Origin of the sequence: Collimonas sp. (assembly GCF_035566555.1) — a bacterium.
In the GTDB taxonomy this organism is placed as follows: domain Bacteria; phylum Pseudomonadota; class Gammaproteobacteria; order Burkholderiales; family Burkholderiaceae_D; genus Collimonas.
Map to the genome: position 1 here is coordinate 1 of NZ_DATMRB010000184.1, position 18399 is coordinate 18399.

Here is an 18399-nt window from a genome sequence, read left to right on the forward strand (position 1 = left end):
GCTGGGACCGCTGGTGGGCAGCGTGCTGAACCTGCCCCTGCTCGACGGCGGCCGCAACAAGGCTAACCTGGCCAAGGCCGACGCCAACTATGAATCGGTGGTGGCCAACTACCGCCAGCAGGTGCTGGTCGGCTTCCAGGACGTGGAAGACAACCTGAGCGCGATGCGTACGCTGGATAACCAGATCCGTTTCCAGGAAGACGCCGTGAAATCGGCGCAGCTGGCCGCACGCCTGGCCGATTCGCGTTACAGAAATGGCTCGACCAGCTATTTCGAAGTGATCGACGCCCAGCGCTCCAGCCTCTCGGCGCAACGCGCCAAGAGCCAGAGCGTCGGCCAGCGGGCGGTCGCATCGGTGGGCCTGATCCGAGCGCTGGGCGGCGGCTGGGGCACGCCTGCCGCTGCTGTCCCTGCTACTGCTTCTACCGCCACGTCTACTGCACTGGCGCTGGCCAGGTAAGCCAACTTGTCGACGTGAAAATGGCGATGCTGGCACTGCTGCCGGCATCGCCATTTTTTTTCGTCCAGATAGGACTTGCGCAACGATTGCGGGCAGCTTAATCTTTTCACTTCGCCCACCTTCCTCTCCGATCATGACGACTCTTGCGCCTTCCACCGACCAGTCCGACATCGATGCGCTGGTGCACGCCTTCTTTTCCGTATTCACCAACAAGAACGGCGCCCGGCCGGATGTCGACGCCATCCACCGCATGTTCATTCCGCAAGGCCTGATCATCAAATGCCACGGCGACCACCGCGAAATCTACACGCTGCAGCAATTCATAGCGCCGCGCCTGCAGCTGCTGACCAGCGGCCAGCTGACGGATTTCCAGGAACGGGAAGTATCGGCACGCACCGATATCTTCGGCGGCATTGCACAACGTTACAGCGTCTATGAAAAGAGCGGCGTGCTGGATGGCCAGCCATTTCACGCCAATGGCATCAAGACCCTGCAACTGGTCCGCATGGAGGATGGCTGGAAAATGGTTTCCCTGGCCTGGGAAGATGAGAGGGACGGTCTCGGCATTCCGGCGCAACTCCAGCACAGCCAGTCAAGCACGCAGTGACAGCTGAAAATCAATCCAGGATATCGCGCAGCAGCGAGGCCGTGAGCAACCCGAAAATCAGCAGGATGCCGCCCATCGCGATGACGACCAGGGCGTTACGCACCCCCAAGTGTCCGGCAATCCAGCCAGCCGACAAAGCACCCAGCGGCGCCGCTGCCGCGGTCATGAAGCGCATGATCGATACCGTGCGGCCTTGAAACCTCTCCGGCGCCAGTTGCAGACGCAAAGTCGCATATGACATGAAATACAGCATGGAGCAGCAATCGAACACAAACACCGTCACAGCATAAGCCGAGGCGCTCAACAGTGCTGAACCACACAGGTGCACCGGAATCATCGCCAACAGCAGCCACGCTACGCCGCTGCCGCTCAGGCCAATCAGGATCGTGCGGCCGCGCCCAAACCATCTGGATAAAGGCCGGAACAGCATGGAGCTGGCGAACACTCCCAGGCCGCCAAAGATTTGAGCCGCCCCCAGCCATCCCGGCGACATGCCCAGCTGGTGCGTCGCGAACGGTATCTGCACAACCAAGTAACCGTTGAACAAGATCTGCCACAAGGCCATGCTCCAGGCCAGTGTCCACAGTATGTCGTGATGCCATATCATTTTGATGCCGTCCAGCATTTCACGAAACGGATGGCGATCAGACGGTGCTGGACGCACATCCCGCTTGCGCACTCGCCGCAAACTCCACCATGCCGCGATGACGCCGATCGCATCAACCAATACCGCCACCGGCGCAGTCAGCATCTGCACCAGCATGCCGGCTATGCCAGGGCCAAGTAGCCGGGCGATCGAATCCGTTCCAGCAAATTTGCTTTGCACATCCAGCAAGTGCTCTCGTCCAACCATTTGCACCAAAAATACCTGGCTTGCGCTGGCGCTGACGACATAGCAAATCCCCACTAAAAATCCCTCTGCGTAGAGCACAGAGATCGTCAGCGAATGCAGATAATAACTGATCGGAATCAGCGCCAGCAGGACGCAAAATATGAGCTTCGTCCACAGCAGCACTGGATACTTGCTGCGCCGATCCAGCCAGACGCCGACCGGCAAGGAAAACAAGGCGGCCGGCAGGGCTCCCAGCGCAATCAGGATCCCCATCTGGGCCGACGTCGCTTTCAGCATTCCCACGGCAGTGAGCGGAATCGCCAGGCCGCTCACCTGTTCGCCAAAAGTAGTAATCGTGCTGGCCAGCCAGTAGCGGCGGAAATCGGCATGGCGCAGCATCGGGTCAGCCGACAACTTGCGTTGCAAAAATGGGCGAAGTGAGGCAAACACAATGTTCCTCTCGATAAAAGAGGCAGCCCAGAGTAAATCGGCACATTGCGAACAACTCCGCGTGGCACTAGTCATGTCGCCAACGCTTCCTCAGAGGAATTTAGTTTGCATAAAGTGATAACAATGACATTAGGCAATTACTGAAAAAACAACATCCATATGACGCCAATCGTTCAGACTGTCGTCGGGCCTGAATGACAGACCTCCGAGACCAAGACTACAGCTGCGCACCGCTATTGCGTTCCCAAAAGAGTGAGCTGTTGGAGAGCCAGGCGTTAGACGCCGATGGCGTCAAAACCTTGCAATTGATCGAATGGAGGATGTGTTCGGAAATGACGTCGCTGTGCGCGCGACGGTCTCGGCACTATCGTTAAGCTCAAGCAGTGCTAATCATCGAAGGCTGCAGCAGCTGTAAATCAATCTCGGATATCGCGCAAAGGCGAAGCCTTAATCAAGCCGAAAGTCAACAGGCTGCCGCCCACCGCGATGGCGATCAGGCCGCTGCGCACGCCCAGGTGTTCGGCAATCCAGCCGGCCGACAAGGCGCCCAGCGGCGCCGCCGCCACGGTCATGAAACGCATGGTCGACACCATGCGGCCGTGATAGGCATCCGGCGTCAGTTTCAGGCGCAAGGCCAGGTAGGGCATGAAATACAGCATGGCGCTGCAATCGAAGACAAACACCACCACGCCGTAAGCCAGCGCGCTCAGCAAGGACGAGCCGAAGATGGTGGCTGGAATCGCCGCCAGCAGCAGCCAGGCCGCGGCGGTGCCGGCGAGGCCGATCAGGATCGTGCGGCCGCTGCCGAAGCGGCGCGACAAGGGCTTGAGCAACATGGAGCTGACCAGCACCCCGAGGCCGCCCAGCGTTTGCGCTGCGCCCAATACGCCTGGCGACATGCCGAGCTGGTGTGTGGCGAACAGGATCTGCAGCGCCAGATAGCCGTTGAACAGAATCTGCCACAGCGCCGTGCCCCAGGCCAGCGCCCACAGCACTTCGTGATTCCTGACCATCTTGATGCCGTCCACCATCTCGCGCAACGGATGACGGCTGGAGGGCGCCGGATAGGGATCGCGCTTCTTCAGGTGGCGCAGGTTCCACCATGACAGCAGGAAGCTAAGCGCATTGACCAGCACCGCTACCGGCGCCGTCAACAGCTGCACCAGCATGCCGGCGATGCCAGGACCGATCAGACGCGCCATCGAATCGGTGGCGGCGAACTTGCTCTGCGCAGACAGCAGATGGTCGCGCCCCACCAGTTGCGCCAGGAATACCTGCGCAGCACTGCCGCCGACCACAAATCCGATCCCCATCAGGAATCCCACCGTATAGATCACATGCATGGACAGCATACCCAGCCAGTAACTGATGGGAATCACCGCCAGCACACAGCCGAACAGGCACTCAGACCACAGCAGCACCGGATACTTGCTGCGGCGATCCAGCCAGACCCCGGCCGGCAGCGAAAACAGCGCAAACGGCAAGGTTTGCAAGGCGATCAGCAGTCCCATCTGCTCCGGCGTCGCGCGCAGCAACAGTACCGCGGTCAGCGGAATCGCCAGGCTGCTGATCTGTTCGCCGAAGCTGGCGATGCCGGTGGTCAGCCAGAAACGGCGGAAGTCGTGGTGGCGCAGCATCGGATCGGCCGACAGCTTGCGCATGAAAAATAGACGGAAGGCATTAAAAATGATGGCAACTCTTTGAAGGCGGCAAACTGGGTAAGTGAGCGAAAAAAGCGAGTGCGGTGCGGAAAGCTTTGGATAAAAAGCTTATGCAAATGATACCCGTTTTGGCCGTCGCTTTTACGCATTTTCTCAAATAAAACAGGCACATTTTGCCTTAGACAAGGCACCTGCCTTTCCTTGGTCCGAAGCACAATTTTCGGGCGTGCCATTACGACACTATCATTGTCATTAATTTAATCAATCGAAGACTTCAAGCATTTTAAGACGACTGGTCATATAATAGCGATATGGATAAAGTTCACGCCCTCAACGACACCCGCGCGACGCTGCTGCAGACCGGGCTCAAGCTGTTTGCCGAGCAAGGCTACAACGGCACCGGCATCAAGGAAATCGTCGATGCCGCCGGCGTACCCAAGGGTTCGTTCTACAACTACTTCAAGAGCAAGGAAGACTTCGGCGGCGAAGTCATTGCGCACTACGCCGACGGTTTTGCCGTCACCTGGTCGAAGTACTTCGCCGAAGGACCGCAGCAACCGCTGGCCGCCTTGCGCTACACCTACGAACGCCTGATCAGTTATCACGAACAGTGCGAAGTGAAAGCCGGCTGCCTGCTGGGTAATTTTGCCGCCGAAATGGCGGAATCCAGCGAAGTCTGCCGGATCACCTTGCAAGAAGTCGTCAGCGGCTGGCGCAAGCGTTTTGTCAGCTACCTGCGCAAAGCCCAGGCTGATGGCACGGTGCGTACCGACCTCAGCGCCGAGCAGCTGGCCGACTTTTTCTGGAATGCCTGGGAAGGCGCGCTGCTGCGCATGAAGATCGAGCGCTCGACGGCGCCGGTGCGGGCTTGCGTCAACCTGATGTTCGACCACTTTTTCTTGCCGCAATAAACAACTACCCTCCTTCTGCTTCCAGCGCCATGCGGCAGGCAGAAGGATTTGAATGGATTTTTTTAAACCAGATGTGAGACGACCGGTCATTTAACGCATATCGAAATTTGTTTTGCTTGCTGTAATCCAAACCATCCAGCGCCTGAGCGCAATTTAATGAAGAAGGAATCAACATGAGCCACACCAAAGAAACCCGCACCGAAGACAGCCTGTTCCAGCCTGCGCGCATCGGCGACATCGAACTGGCCAACCGGATTGTCATGGCGCCGCTGACCCGCAACCGCGCCGGCGAAGGCAATGTGCCGAACGAACTGAACCTCAAGTACTACGCCCAGCGCGCCTCGGCCGGCCTGATCGTGACCGAAGCGACCCAGGTGTCGGCGCAAGCGCAAGGCTATGCCAACACACCCGGCCTGCATACGCCGGAACAAGTCGCGGCCTGGAAGAAAATCACCGACGCCGTGCATGAAAAAGGCGGCCGCATCGTGGTGCAGATCTGGCACACCGGGCGCATGTCGCATACCTCCTTCCAGCCGGACGGCAAGGCGCCGCTGGCGCCTTCGGCTATCCGCGCCGACGCCAAGACATATGTGCCGGGCGAAGGCTTCATCGACACCTCGGTGCCACGTGAAATCACGCAGGCAGAAATCGCGGTAGTGGTAGACGACTTCCGCCAGACTGCAAGACGCGCCCTGGAAGCCGGCTTCGACGGCATTGAAATCCACGGCGCCCATGGCTACCTGCTGGACAGCTTCCTGCGCGACGGTTCCAACCACCGCACCGACAACTACGGCGGCAGCATCGAAAATCGCGCCCGCCTGCTGCTGGAAGTGGTCGCAGCCACAACGGCAGAAATCGGTGGCGGCCGCGTCGGCGTCCGGCTGTCGCCAGTATCGCCCGTCAACGATTCCAGCGAAAGCGCGCCGCAGCCGCTGTTCAACTACGTGGTAGAGCAGCTGAACAAATTCGGCCTGGCTTACCTGCATGTAGTAGAAGGCCACACCGGCGGCCCGCGCGACAATGCCCCGTTCGACTACGAAGCCCTGCACCAGCGTTTCGACGGCGCCTGGCTGGTCAACAACGGCTACGACCGCATGATGGCGCGCGAAGCCATCGCCAGCGGCCATGGCGACCTGGTAGCATTCGGACGCGCCTTCATCACCAACCCTGACCTGGTGCAACGCCTGCAACACAACCTGCCCCTGAACGTACCGTTCGCCGATGCGCCGCTGTATGGCGGTGTCGGTGAGCACGGCTATACCGACTACCCGGCACTGACTGAAGCATAAGTCCAAGCAAAGTCTTCTCCAATCCCGCTTGCGCACCACCACTTTACGGCGAGCGGGATTTTTTTCGTCTGGGATTTGTGAGGCTGGTTCGGAAATACGGGGTGTGGGTTTTGAAGTTGGCGTTGCTCTTGACGTTGGGGTTGCTTTTGACGTTAGGGTTGCTTTTGACGTTAGGGTTGCTTTTGAAGTCCCCCGCATGCTGACGTTGCCAAATGAGGCGGGTGCCAGTCGGGAATTATGGGACACATGTTTGAGCGAAGCGAGTTTGTGTCCCATCCGACTGGCACCCGCCTCATTTGGGAACCCGCCGAAGGCGGGCAACGGCTGTGCGGTCGCCTTTTCTTTGCTTACTTTCTTTTGGCGAAGCAAAAGAAAGTGAGCGGCTGCCGGGCCGCTCCCGGCTAGTATCCACGGAGTAGCAAACGTTTTAGCAACCCACAGACCGTTCTTGGCATGCCAAGACCTGTGCTCCGTAGCCCGTTAAATAGGGTCGGAGTAATTTTCGCAAAAGACCGCGAAAAAAAACTCCGACCCTATTTAACTGAATTGCCGTTACTTTTGACGTTTCCCGCATAGACGTTGCGCAAATTCGAGCGCACTTAAAATACCACCGTCCGTGCTCCGTAGGACGTCAAATGGGGTCAGAGTAATTTTCGCAAAAAACGCGAAAAAACTCCGACCCCATTTGACTTTGCGGCCGAAATTTGGGCGGAAAAATCTGCCCGAAACTCTATTGAGACGCCGGCTTCTCGTTGCCATAGGTGATCGCGAGGTACTCGCCGATTTGCTTTACCTGGTCGTCGCTCAAGGGCGCACCATAGACGTGCTGCATCTTCGTCACCTCCGCCGTCCACTGCGTCAAGGTCATCTTGCCCGGCTGCTGATTGATATAGTCGGCCGAATGGCAAATCGCGCACATCTGCGTCGCGATCACATAGCCCGGATGAGTAGAAGGCCGCAGCTGCGCCGTCTCCTGCGGCAAAGTAATCGTCACCGGCGCAGCCGAGACAATCAGCGCCACGCCAAGCAAAGCGCCAGCCACCATCATGTTCAGATATTTCATGGCCATCTCCTAAGCGACACTGATCTTGGTGGTTTCAATCACATTGCGCGCATAGCCCGCCGGATTCCATGTCGCCTCCAGCGGCTGCACCTCGCCACCGTTGGAGGTCGCCCTCACCATCAGCTGCAGCTCCCCTTTGCGCAACGGCGTCATGCCAAATCGCCACTCGCGGAAAGAATACTTGCCGAGGTCCTTGCCCAGCACCGCACTCTTCCAGCTCTGCCCGCCATCGGCCGAGATATCCACCGTCCTGATGCCGCTGCCGCCGTCAAAGGCGATTCCCTTCAGCTCCAGCCGCCGCCCCGCATGCACCACCGAGCCGTCATGCAGGCTGGTGATGAACGAACGCGTCTTCAAACGCCCAATCGGCCGTGTCTTGGCCGCCGCTGTGCCTGGCTCCACGCACATGCAATCGTTATCCGGCACCCGGTACGCCGTCGCCATGAAAAAACCGTCGAAGACATGGTCCAGCACCTCGATCTGGTTCAGATGCTTGACCCAGTAAGTGCCAAAATAGCCCGGCACGATCAATTTGAGCGGATAACCGTTCAGGAAGGGAATGTCCGCTCCATTCATGGCCCAGGCCAGGATAGGCTCGCCGCTCAGCGCGTGGTCGATATCCAGCGCCTTGATGAAATCCGGCGTGGTCGGCAGCACCGGCTCGTCCAGGCCGTTGAAGCTGACTTGGCGCGCATCGCCCAGCACACCCGCGTGTTCCAGCACCGCCTTCAAGGGCACACCGGTCCAGCGCGCGTTGCCCATGGAGCCGTTGCCGAGCTGCGCGCCAAACACCCGCGGCGTCGAGAAGGCGCGGCTGTTGCCGGAACACTGGTTGACCGCCACCACTTCCACTGCCGGCGCCAGCGCCTTCAGTTCGGCCAGCGACAAGGACAGCTCGCGCGTCACGCGGCCGCTGATCTTCAGGCGATAGCTGTCGAGGTCGATGGAGGTCGGTATATTCGCCAGGTGATAACGCACGAAAAACGCATCGTTGGCGGTGATCGGCCCTTCATTGAAGACGCTGAACGGCGTTTCCAGATGCGGCGGCCGCGTAGTGATGCGCATCAGCGGCCGCTTTTGCGGATAGGTGACCAGCTCGCGCTCGCCGTTGTCCACCGGGATGCTGGCAGTCGCCGCCGCAAAACTCTGCATGGGCGCCAGCGCCAGCGAGGTGGCGGCAAATCCGGCCTGTTGCAGAAACCTGCGGCGTGTGCTGCTGCCTTGATTGAATCCCATGCTGGCCTCCTGTCGACGTTGTTGTAATAATGCGAGCCGGCTTTCTGCCGCGCTCACGAGTGCAGATGCGCCAGGCGCATGGCACCGGCTACCATGGCAAGAACTTTAGTACGATAATGGCAAGCGGTAAAGCTAATTACAAAGCTAAGATCTAACTGCAAAACAGGTAGATCGCAGACAATTGACTTCAGGAGAATACGCATGTCCTCAGCACACGCCAGTTTCCATTGGGACGACCCGCTTTTGCTGGAGCAGCAGCTCAGCGGCGAGGAACGCATGGTGCGCGACAGCGCCGCCGCCTACGCGCAGGACAAGCTGGCGCCGCGCGTGCTGCTGTCGTTCCGCAATGAACGGACCGACGCCGAGATCTTCCGCGAAATGGGCGCGCTCGGCCTGCTCGGCGCCACCATTCCCGAAGAATATGGCGGCGCCGGCCTCAACTACGTCAGCTACGGCTTGATCGCGCGTGAGATCGAACGCATCGATTCCGGCTACCGTTCCATGATGAGTGTGCAAAGCTCGCTGGTGATGCTGCCGATCTTCGAATTCGGCAACCTCGCCACCAAGCAAAAATACCTGCCCAAGCTGGCCAGCGGCGAATTCATCGGCTGCTTCGGCCTGACCGAGCCGGACCACGGCTCCGACCCCGGCAGCATGGTCACGCGCGCGCGCAAGGTCGACGGCGGCTACGCCCTGAGCGGCAGCAAGATGTGGATTACCAACAGCCCGATCGCCGACGTCTTCGTGGTCTGGGCCAAGGACGACGCCGGCGCGATCCGCGGCTTCGTCCTGGAAAAAGGCTGGCCAGGCTTGTCGACGCCGGCGATCCACGGCAAGGTCGGCCTGCGCACTTCGATCACCGGCGAAATCGTCATGGACCAGGTGTTCTGCCCGGAAGAAAACGCTTTCCCCGAGGTCCGCGGCTTGAAGGGCCCGTTCACCTGCCTCAATTCGGCGCGTTTCGGGATTGCCTGGGGTGCGCTAGGCGCCGCCGAGTTCTGCTGGCACGTAGCGCGCCAGTACACCATGGAACGCAAACAGTTCGGCCGGCCGCTGGCGGCCAACCAGCTGGTGCAGCTCAAGCTGGTCAACATGCAGACCGAAATCACCATGGCGCTGCAAGGCTGTTTGCGGCTGGGCCGCATGAAGGAAGAAGGCAGCGCCTCGGTAGAAATCACTTCCATCATGAAACGCAATTCCTGCGGCAAGGCGCTCGATATCGCCCGCATGGCGCGCGACATGTTGGGCGGCAACGGCATTTCCGACGAGTTTGGCGTGATCCGCCACCTGGTGAACCTGGAAGTGGTGAATACCTATGAGGGTACGCATGACGTGCACGCGCTGATCCTGGGCCGGGCCCAGACCGGGATCGCAGCCTTCGCCAACTAGCGGCCAGCAAGAGAAAAGTTCAGCCGGCGCCAAACACCTGCAGCACCAGCCAGATATTCGCGGCCGAAATCACGATGAACAACAGCCAGGATATGCCGGCCGTCAGGCGCGAGTTCGCAAACACGCCCATGACGTCGCGGCGGCTGGTGAGGCGGATCAGCGGATACATGGCGAACGGCAGCTGCAGGCTGAGCACCACCTGGCTCAGCACCAGCAGACGGCCGACTGAATGCTCGCCCCAGGTCAGCACGCCGGCCAGGGCCGGCACCAGCGCCAGGCCGCGCGTCAGCAGGCGGCGCTGCCAGCAAGGGATCTTCAGCTTAAGAAAGCCCTCCATGATGACCTGGCCGGCAATCGTGCCGGTAAACGTCGAACTCTGGCCGGACGCCAGCAGCGCCAGGCCGAACAGGATGCCGGCCACAGCGCTGCCTGTAATCGGATCAAGCAGGTGATAAGCCTGGTCGATCTCGATCACCGAGGTATTGCCGGTAGCGTTGAACGCGCTCGCCGCCAGCACCAGGATCGCAGCGTTGATCAGCAGCGCCAGCAACAGCGAGACGATGCTATCGAGCCGCGACAGCTGTATCGCCTGCCGCCGGCTGCGGTCATCGTCGGCCACCACCCGCGTCTGCACGATCGAAGAATGCAGATACAGATTGTGCGGCATGACCGTCGCCCCCAGGATCCCGATCGCCAGGTACAAGGGCTCGCGGCTGGCCAAGGCGCTCAGCGACGGCACCATGCCGGCCGCCACCGCCTGCCAGTCCGGCTTTAAAAACACCAGTTCCACGAACAGGCAGGCAGCGATGGTCAGCACCAGCCCGAGGATGATGGCCTCGATCTGGCGGAAGCCCTTGCCCTTCAGGCCCAGCACCAGCAGCGTATCGAACGCGGTCAGGAGCACGCCCACCGGCAGCGACACGCCCAGCAGCAGCTTGAAGGCCAACGCACAGCCCAGCACTTCGGCCAGGTCGCAGGCAATGATCGAAATCTCCGCGAAAAACCACATGCATTTGCCGACAGCCGGGCTGTAGCGCTCGCGCGAATGCACCGCCAGGTCCTTGCCGGTGGCAATGCCCAGCCGCATGCTCAGGCATTGCAGGACGATGGCGGCTAGGCTGGACAGCAGCACCACGAACAGCAGCTGGTAGCCGAACTGCGAGCCAGCCTGGATCGAGGTCGCCCAGTTGCCCGGATCCATGTAGCCAACCGAGATCAGCAAGCCCGGACCGACGAAGCGCAGGATCTTTTTCCAGAATGGACCGCTGCTTGGAACGGCGACGGTGCCGGCCACCTCGGATGGACAGAATGGTGCGGTGGCGGTGGTCGGCAAGCTGAGCATGTGGTTTTCCTGGAGATGTAGCCGCAATTCTATACCAGGGAATTTATATAAATAATTGGCTGGATGGTGGCCTCTTTTTTCATCTCGACGGGCATATCAAATGAAAGTAAGCAAAGACGCATGCAATTAAAGCGGCCTCTGCGGGCAGGCACAGCGTATCGGCAAGATTTTTTTCACACACTGCACCACCTCATACAGGAGCCTATTCGATGGCAATGCATATCAGGTACCCGTTCAGCGGATTATTCGCCCTGCTGCTGGCTTTCTCAGCAAGCGCAGCAGACCAGCCGGCCGCACCGGCTAATCCCCCCAAGACAAACACAGCCAGCAGCCAGCAACCGCGTCCGGGCGATGGCGTCAGAGTGGAAGAACCCGAGTCAGCGCCGCTGGTCGCGGTAAAAGGCGCAGACGGCCGCATCACGGTGCAGCACTCCAGCGACACCTCGGAGCAGCAAAAGAAAGAGCAGGCCCGCTGATGAAAAAGCTCTTCTGCTATGCTGGCTTTTTAGCCCTTCTCGGCGCCATGCCGACAGTACACGCCGCCGACTTCATCCTGGTCAACCAGGATGCGCCGGGAGCAGGTCTGAACGACCTGACGGCGGCAGCGCCGGTGGGCGGCAACCCCGGCAAGACGCTGGGAGAACAGCGGCGCCTGGTCTATCAGTTTGCACTCGAAATGTACGGCAGCTTGCTCAACAGTGCAGTGCCGGTGCGGGTGCGGGCATCCTTTGCTTCGCTCGGCAAGAACACGGCCGGCAACAACATATTAGGGCAGGCTGGCCCCACCAGCAGCTACATGAATTTCTTCAATCGGCCACTACCTGATACGGTGTATAACGTCGCGCTTGCCAATGCCCTGAGCGGCGCAAAGATCAACGTCGGGGAAGACGATATCAATTCGCAATTCACCACCGATATCGATGTTGGCGGCCAGGGCTGGTATTACGGGCTGGATGGAAGGACGCCAAAGGGACAAACCAATTTCCTCGATGTGGTCACCCACGAGATCGGCCACGGACTGGGTTTTATCGGCGACAACGCAGCAAGCCGGGCGGTCGGCGGTCCCAGCCGCATCTACAACCGCTACATACGCACTGCCGGCGGACTAGACTGGAGCGCAATGAACCTGGCGCAACGCAACGCTGCCCAGATCAGCGACAAGCTGGTGTGGAGCGGTCCGCAAGTCACTGCGGAAGTGCCGCTCAAGCTGCAGCCGGAAATCGCCTTCCAGATTTCTGCGCCAGCGGCGGCGGCCGGAGGCAGCAGCTATGTCACTGCCGATTTCGGTGCGCCGGCAAGCGCTGCGGCGTTCACCGGCAGCGTAGTGCAGGCGACGTATACCGATGCCGGCAACGTCGTGCACACCGATGGCTGCCACCCCATCACCAATGGCGCGGCGCTTGCCGGCCAGATCGCCCTGATTGACCGCGGCGCCTGTAATTTTTCGCAGAAGGCGCTGTACGCTCAGCAGGCCGGTGCCGTGGCGGCAATCATCGCCGATAACGGCGGATCTACCGTCGGCCTGATGACCGGTACGGATCAGGTAAACATCCCTTCGATACTGGTGCCGCAAGCGGTAGGAACCCGGCTCAAGAGCAATCTGCAAGGGCTGACCGCAGGAGGTATCGGCCCCTACCCTGATCGCCACCTCGCTGCCGTGCTGATTGACGGCGCCGATGCCGCCGGCCATGCCGTGCAACGCGTCAAGCTTTACGCCCCACCTGGATTCCTGCCGGGATCGAGCGTTTCCCATTTCGACCAGCTTACCGTGCCGACGGCGCTGATGGCGCCAAGCGCCAGCGCGACCGTCATCGCCCAGGCCGACCTTGACCTGACGCCGGCGCTGTTCATGGATATCGGCTGGACTGTCAACCGCGGCAACCTGAACCTGCTCGATTGCGCCACCAGCGTACCGGTCTCTTCTCCCGGCGGCCTGATCCCGGGCGCCAACGCCATGACCAATCTCAAACTGTGCGCCAAGACTTCCGCCACCGTCGGCGACTACCGCGACTGCACCGGCCGCTACATCCAGTCGCGGCTGGAAGCCAAGCTGTTCAAGCCGGCGCAGGCGCAGAGCCTGAAGATGTGCCTGGTGGGCAGCAAGGCTGATGCGCAATATGCGGCCTGGCACTGAGCCGTTCCAATCCTTTACCTTAGCCTAGGGAGTCCTGATGAAGAATAAGCAAACCAGAGTTGGCGGACCGGCCGCTTCGCTGTTGCAAATGAGCCTGTGCGTCGCGGCGCTGGGCTGGCTGCCGCTGGAAGCCGGCGCGCAGGTTGTGCCATCCTACTTTGACGCCAACGGCTTGAAGGACGGCAGTGACAACGCCCAGGCCACCGGAGTCGACGCCGTGGCGGCCGGCAACACCAGCGTGGCTTCAGGCGCACAAGCCACGGCCTTGGGCAGCGGCGCCTTGGCCAACGACCAGAATACGACGGCCGTAGGCGCCTATGCCGCAGCAGCCAAGGCCAATGCTTCGGCGCTCGGCGCCAACAGCTTTGCCGGCGAGGCCGGCAGCACCGCGGTGGGGGCAAATGCCAATGCGCTCGGCGTCAATGCCACGGTGGTCGGCGAATCAGCGCTGGTCAACGGCAAGAACAGCACCGCGCTGGGACGGCTCAGTCGCGCCAGCACCGACAACAGTGTGGCGCTGGGCGCCAGCTCGGTGGCCGAGCGTGCCAACACGGTATCGGTCGGCAGCGTGCAGAGCGTGACCGACAGCGACGGCAATGTAACGGCGCCGTTCCAGCGACAAATCATCAATGTTGCTGCCGGCACACAGGACAACGACGTCACCAACCTTGCCCAGTACCGCAACCTGGCGAGCGCGCTGGGCGGCAATGCCTCGGTCAACGCTGCCGGCACACTAGTAGCGCCCTCCTACGTGATCCAGGGCGCCAGTTCTGCCAAGGTAGGGGATGCTTTTTCTGCGGTAGACATCTGGCTGACCGGCATGCGTTCGTCGCTCAGCAGCCTGGATACGCGCGTGGTCGGCATCGATAGCCGCGCTACCAAACTGGAACAGACTGTCGGCGCCACGACGACTGCCAATAGCGCCAATACATTGAGCGCCGACCTCAGCGCTACCACCAAAACGGCCAATAACTCGGCTCAGTATGGGAATGGCGGCACGGCGCTGGTGTTGAACGCTAACAACGGCGCCGGCACGGTCATCAACAATGTGGCAGCCGGCGTTGCCGCCAGCGACGCCGCCAACGTCGGCCAACTGAGCGACATGCAAAAGGCTCTGGTCGCGCTGTTCAACAGCGGCGCCTGCAAGATCGGCGCCAGCGGCAGCGTCGCTTGCGGCAACGGCGTCTCGGTCAAGGGCGCCAACGCCATCGCCCAGGGCACCAATGCCAGCGCCAATGGCGACAACACGGTGGCGCTGGGCGCAGGCGCCACAGCCAGCTTCAACGGTTCGGTCGCGATCGGCGCAGGCGCGCAAGCGATTGCCGATCCGGCGACGGCGATCGGCAACAATGCGATTGCCAGCGGCAATAACTCGGTAGCTGTCGGCGCCAATGCCGTGGCCTCGGCTTCCAATTCGGTAGCGCTGGGACAAGGTTCGGTCGCGGCGCGCGCCAATACCGTATCGGTCGGCTATGCCGGCGGCGAACGGCAGATCGCCAATGTCGCTCCTGGCACGGCCGGCACCGACGCCGTCAACCTGAACCAGATGCAAGCGTCGGCGCAGGATACGCTGAACCAGAGCAAAAGTTACGCGGCCCGCGCCACCGCCCAGGCGATGGCGATTCCACGCGTATATATCGCGCGTGGCGACAACAGCGGCATCGCGCTGGGCACGGCAAGCTACGGCGGCTATGGCGCACTCGGCATCGCCTTCGCGTCCAGCGTTTCCCAGCACTCCCAGCTGGCGATCGGCGCCAGCGCCGCCAACGGCGGACAAATGGCAATCCAGGGCAGCGGCAGCTACTCCTGGTAATCGCAAAAAAAATGGAAGCCAGTTGCATTGGCTTCCATTTCTTCTTCACCACACTTCCAGCGATCAGAATGCGATGCGTCCCTGCACGTACACCATGCGTGGCGCGCCAACCAGCTTGCCGATATTCGAATCGGTAGTACGCGTGAAATAGCGCTTGTCGGCCAGATTGTTGACGCCGGCCAGCAGCTCCGTGCCCTTCATGCCTGGCACCTTCCAGTTGACTTGCGCATTCCAGGTGCGGAAACCGGGAATCTCGCCGTTGCCGCCGTTCGCGCTTTCGGCGATGGTGTTGGCGTTGTCGGCAAACTGCCGGCTTTGATGCGTGCTCGACAGGTCGAAGCCCCAGGCGCCGACGGCGTAGCGGGCGCCGATGGTGTCGGTAGTCCGCGAATAGAACGGCACGTCGAGGCCGGCGGTCAGACCGGATTTCTGCAAGGCGCGTGTGTAGGTGTAGTTGGCGTAGATATTCAGGCCAGCCAGGGCGCCAGCCTTGTCGAAGGCATAATCGAGTGCGGTCTCGATGCCGTCGTGGCGGGTGGCGCCGATATTCTGGAACACCGCCGGCGAACTGCCTGCCACCTGCTGGATCTGGTTATCGAATCGGATGTCGAAGGCTGTAATCTCCGCCGCCAGCTGCGCACTCTTCCAGCGCGCGCCGATTTCAGCGGTCTTCGCCACTTCCGGCACCAGCGGATTGCCGCCGATGGCGGCAGTCAGCTGGGTGTTCTGGACCGGGCCGAAGGAAGTGCTGTAATTGCTGAACAGCGTCAGGTTCTGGTTCAGCAGATAGGCCACGCTGAGCGACGGCAAGGCCTTGTTGTTATCGATCGGGAACACCGGGCCATTGATGACGTCGGTGCGGGTCGAACGGATATGCTCATACCGGATGCCTGGCGTGATGCGCCAGTCGCCCAGCGCAATCTTGTCGTCGATATAGACCGCGTGGGCGCCGGTAAAATTATCGAACGAACTGGACAACGGCGCCGCGATCCCGGTCGCCAGCGAGCTGTTGTAGACCTGGTCGTTGCCGGTTTCACGGATATAACGGTAACCAACCGTGACATCGTTGGTGCTGCTGCCGAGCTGGAAGCGTTGCGTGTAGCGCGGCTCTATCCCCAGGGTCTGGTAGGTGCGCGGCTGGTGGCCGAGATTCTTGCCGCTGATCAGCGTGCTTTGGCGGAAACTCTCGTTGTAATACGTGCGGATTTCAAATTCCTGAGTGTCCGAAATCGTATTCAGGTAGCCGATGTCGGCGCCTTTGCGGGTACCGCTCCAGAAATCGGTCGGCCGTGTGTTCTGAAACGGATTGGCAGCGTATTGCGCCGCAGTCAGGCCGCCCGGCGTCTGCGAACGGACATCATAGTACGACAGCTTGCCGTAGATCTCGGAGCTCGGCGTGATCTGATAGCGGTACTTCAAGGCGAAATCGTTGACGGTTTCACCGCTGTTGGCGCGCCAGCCTGAGCCGTCGGCGCCGGAATACAGCACCGCCAGGCCGAGGCCGTTATCGAGCTGGCTGCCGACAAAGGCGCTGTACTGTCTTTCGGCGCCGCCCGCCTCGGTGTAATTGTTGGTGCGCACGGTAGCGTCGCCGTTGAAGCCGGGTTCGGTCGGAATCGCGCGGGTCTTGAAATTGATGATGCCGCCGACGTTCTGCGGACCGAAACGGACCGAGCCGGCGCCGCGCACGACGTCGATCGATTCAATGTTGTTGAGGCTGACCGGGGCAAACGAGAGTTGCGGCTGGCCGTAAGGCGCCACCGCCATCGGGATGCCGTCGAGCAGCACGGTGGAGCGCGGCGAATAGCGTCCAGCCAGGCCGCGCACGCCGATGTTCAGCGCAATCGCACTGCCGGCGGAACCGGAGTTGTCGCTCACCTGCACGCCGGGAATGCGGCGCATCACATCGCCGATGCTGGCCGCGCCGGAATCTTCAATATCCTCTTTCTTGACTACGGTACGTGCGCCGGGATAGCGCTTGACGCTGTTTTGCAGGCCGGTGCCGAGCCAGTCGCCGCTGACCTGGATCGATTCCAGCGTATGCTCGTCAGCAGGAGCGGCCGGCGCATCGGCCTGTTGCGCATGCAGCGTCGCCGGCAGGGCCAGCACCGCCAGCGCCAGGGTAACGGCGGCTGAGCAGCGCGTGGGATTCAAAGTCTGGGGAAGTTCGAGGGCTGCCATGCGGGTTATTCTCCTGGTACGCGTCATGTCCGCACTGGCTGTTCTATTGCTACGCGACATGGTCGGGAACGGGAGATACTGGCTAGCGGTGGGTGGGCCTAAGCAAAGGTCGAAACAATAATGATTCTCATTATATATGTCAATGCGAAGCCTGAAAATGTTGTTTTTCAATCTCGTCGCTACGGCTCGTTACCCTGCGGCATCGACAGCAGAGTTGCATTGCAAATAGCTGTTGCAACCCCTATGATCTGAGCATATCGACAAGCCATGCATCCATCTGCGCGACCTACGGAACTCATCCAGGGGGAAACGGAAAATGAAAACCATACTGGCGCTAGCCGCCGCCATGCTGCTGACGAGCACAGCTCCCTCCTTCGCGGTCGAGCCGCAAGCCGAAATTTTCAAGCAAGCCGAAACCGCCGCCAAGGCATGGATCGCGCTGACCGATGCCGGCAAATACGGCGAGAGCTGGGAACGCGCCGGCACTTATTTCAAGACCGGCATTTCCAAGAATACCTGGGAGACCGGCGTGCGTTCCTTGCGGGCGCCGCTTGGCAGCGTCAAGGCGCGCGAGCTCAAAAGCACGGAATATGCGACCACCCTGCCCGGCGCGCCGGACGGCGAATACGTGGTGATCCAATACGAGACCCAGTTCGAAAACAAGAAGTCGGCGCAAGAGACGATCACGCCCATGCGTGAAAAGGATGGCAGCTGGAAAGTCTCAGGCTATTTCATTCGCTGACGGCGAGAACAAGCGCGGGTCAGGAACAGAGCAAGAAAAGGGAGTATAAAAGCAGGAGTACAAAAGCAGGATGCAGGGCGCATGCAGGTGCAGAAAGGTGCGGGCCTGGGGGCGGTGTAACCCCCGGATCCGAAAGCCACCTTGTGAGGGCCTCGAAATCTCTAAATGCAGGGCGCCTTGTGGGCAAATCTGGACATAACCAGAAATCTTCAACTCAGGCGACGGCGCAGATCAGCCTGATGTCAGGATTGAACCGTGGTTCAATCAAAAAATCCATGTGACAAACGTT

The 18399-nt window shown here is 60.6% G+C and carries 16 protein-coding genes; 9 read left to right on the forward strand and 7 right to left on the reverse strand.

Going from position 1 to position 18399, the window contains the following annotated elements:
* On the forward strand, window positions 1-460 hold a 460-nt coding region (locus tag VNZ65_RS23180), incomplete at its 5' end, for a TolC family protein (RefSeq protein WP_325673283.1).
* Between the two features lie 133 nt (window positions 461-593).
* On the forward strand, window positions 594-1067 hold the full coding sequence (locus VNZ65_RS23185; protein ID WP_325673284.1) for a hypothetical protein: 474 nt from the start codon (window positions 594-596) through the stop codon (window positions 1065-1067).
* A 10-nt stretch (window positions 1068-1077) separates the two neighbouring features.
* On the opposite strand, the gene VNZ65_RS23190 is transcribed toward VNZ65_RS23185, so the two are convergent.
* Both VNZ65_RS23190 and VNZ65_RS23195 read right to left on the reverse strand, forming a co-directional pair.
* Entirely contained in the window at window positions 1078-2349 is a 1272-nt protein-coding gene (locus VNZ65_RS23190; RefSeq protein WP_325673285.1) for an MFS transporter, read from the reverse strand.
* Window positions 2350-2765: 416 nt separating this feature from the next.
* A complete protein-coding gene (locus tag VNZ65_RS23195) occupies window positions 2766-4010 on the reverse strand; it encodes an MFS transporter (protein ID WP_325673286.1) in 1245 nt (414 codons plus the stop codon).
* A 311-nt stretch (window positions 4011-4321) separates the two neighbouring features.
* On the opposite strand from VNZ65_RS23195, the gene VNZ65_RS23200 reads away from it, so the two are divergent.
* The gene (locus tag VNZ65_RS23200) at window positions 4322-4921 is read left to right on the forward strand and encodes a TetR/AcrR family transcriptional regulator (protein ID WP_325673287.1); all 600 of its coding nucleotides are present in this window, start codon (window positions 4322-4324) and stop codon (window positions 4919-4921) included.
* Window positions 4922-4925: 4 nt separating this feature from the next.
* Here the strand turns inward: VNZ65_RS23200 and VNZ65_RS23205 are convergent, their stop codons facing one another.
* Window positions 4926-5096: a hypothetical protein gene (locus VNZ65_RS23205; protein WP_325673288.1), complete on the reverse strand. Its 171-nt coding sequence runs from the start codon at window positions 5094-5096 to the stop codon at window positions 4926-4928.
* On the opposite strand from VNZ65_RS23205, the gene VNZ65_RS23210 reads away from it, so the two are divergent.
* Window positions 5095-6210, forward strand: coding sequence for an alkene reductase (locus VNZ65_RS23210; protein WP_325673290.1), 1116 nt, complete (start codon window positions 5095-5097; stop codon window positions 6208-6210). The two genes, VNZ65_RS23205 and VNZ65_RS23210, sit on opposite strands and share 2 nt — an antisense overlap.
* A 730-nt stretch (window positions 6211-6940) precedes the next feature.
* On the opposite strand, the gene VNZ65_RS23215 is transcribed toward VNZ65_RS23210, so the two are convergent.
* Window positions 6941-7273 carry a cytochrome c gene (locus VNZ65_RS23215; protein ID WP_325673292.1) on the reverse strand — a complete coding sequence of 111 codons (333 nt, stop codon included), beginning with the start codon at window positions 7271-7273 and terminating at the stop codon, window positions 6941-6943.
* Between the two features lie 9 nt (window positions 7274-7282).
* Window positions 7283-8509: a molybdopterin-dependent oxidoreductase gene (locus VNZ65_RS23220; RefSeq protein ID WP_325673294.1), complete on the reverse strand. Its 1227-nt coding sequence runs from the start codon at window positions 8507-8509 to the stop codon at window positions 7283-7285.
* Window positions 8510-8710: 201 nt separating this feature from the next.
* Between VNZ65_RS23220 and VNZ65_RS23225 the strand changes: the two genes are divergently transcribed.
* The gene (locus tag VNZ65_RS23225; RefSeq protein WP_325673296.1) at window positions 8711-9898 is read left to right on the forward strand and encodes an acyl-CoA dehydrogenase; all 1188 of its coding nucleotides are present in this window, start codon (window positions 8711-8713) and stop codon (window positions 9896-9898) included.
* A gap of 19 nt (window positions 9899-9917) precedes the next feature.
* Here VNZ65_RS23225 and VNZ65_RS23230 read toward each other — a convergent pair whose 3' ends face one another.
* Window positions 9918-11240 carry an Nramp family divalent metal transporter gene (locus VNZ65_RS23230; RefSeq protein WP_325673298.1) on the reverse strand — a complete coding sequence of 441 codons (1323 nt, stop codon included), beginning with the start codon at window positions 11238-11240 and terminating at the stop codon, window positions 9918-9920.
* Window positions 11241-11449: 209 nt separating this feature from the next.
* Here VNZ65_RS23230 and VNZ65_RS23235 point away from each other — a divergent pair, with 209 nt between their 5' ends.
* The 3 genes from VNZ65_RS23235 to VNZ65_RS23245 are packed head-to-tail and all read left to right on the forward strand — an operon-like array spanning window position 11450 to window position 15187.
* The gene (locus VNZ65_RS23235; RefSeq protein WP_325673300.1) at window positions 11450-11716 is read left to right on the forward strand and encodes a hypothetical protein; all 267 of its coding nucleotides are present in this window, start codon (window positions 11450-11452) and stop codon (window positions 11714-11716) included.
* The gene (locus VNZ65_RS23240) at window positions 11716-13374 is read left to right on the forward strand and encodes a PA domain-containing protein (RefSeq protein WP_325673302.1); all 1659 of its coding nucleotides are present in this window, start codon (window positions 11716-11718) and stop codon (window positions 13372-13374) included. Before VNZ65_RS23235 ends, VNZ65_RS23240 begins: the two co-directional genes overlap by 1 nt.
* A 37-nt stretch (window positions 13375-13411) precedes the next feature.
* Complete coding sequence (locus VNZ65_RS23245; RefSeq protein WP_325673304.1) at window positions 13412-15187, forward strand: hypothetical protein; 1776 nt, start codon at window positions 13412-13414, stop codon at window positions 15185-15187.
* A gap of 63 nt (window positions 15188-15250) precedes the next feature.
* On the opposite strand, the gene VNZ65_RS23250 is transcribed toward VNZ65_RS23245, so the two are convergent.
* Window positions 15251-17368 carry a TonB-dependent siderophore receptor gene (locus VNZ65_RS23250; protein ID WP_325673306.1) on the reverse strand — a complete coding sequence of 706 codons (2118 nt, stop codon included), beginning with the start codon at window positions 17366-17368 and terminating at the stop codon, window positions 15251-15253.
* A gap of 316 nt (window positions 17369-17684) precedes the next feature.
* On the opposite strand from VNZ65_RS23250, the gene VNZ65_RS23255 reads away from it, so the two are divergent.
* Window positions 17685-18110, forward strand: a complete 426-nt coding sequence (locus VNZ65_RS23255) for a DUF4019 domain-containing protein (RefSeq protein WP_325673308.1) — start codon at window positions 17685-17687, stop codon at window positions 18108-18110.
* The last annotated feature ends 289 nt before the right edge of the window (window positions 18111-18399 follow it).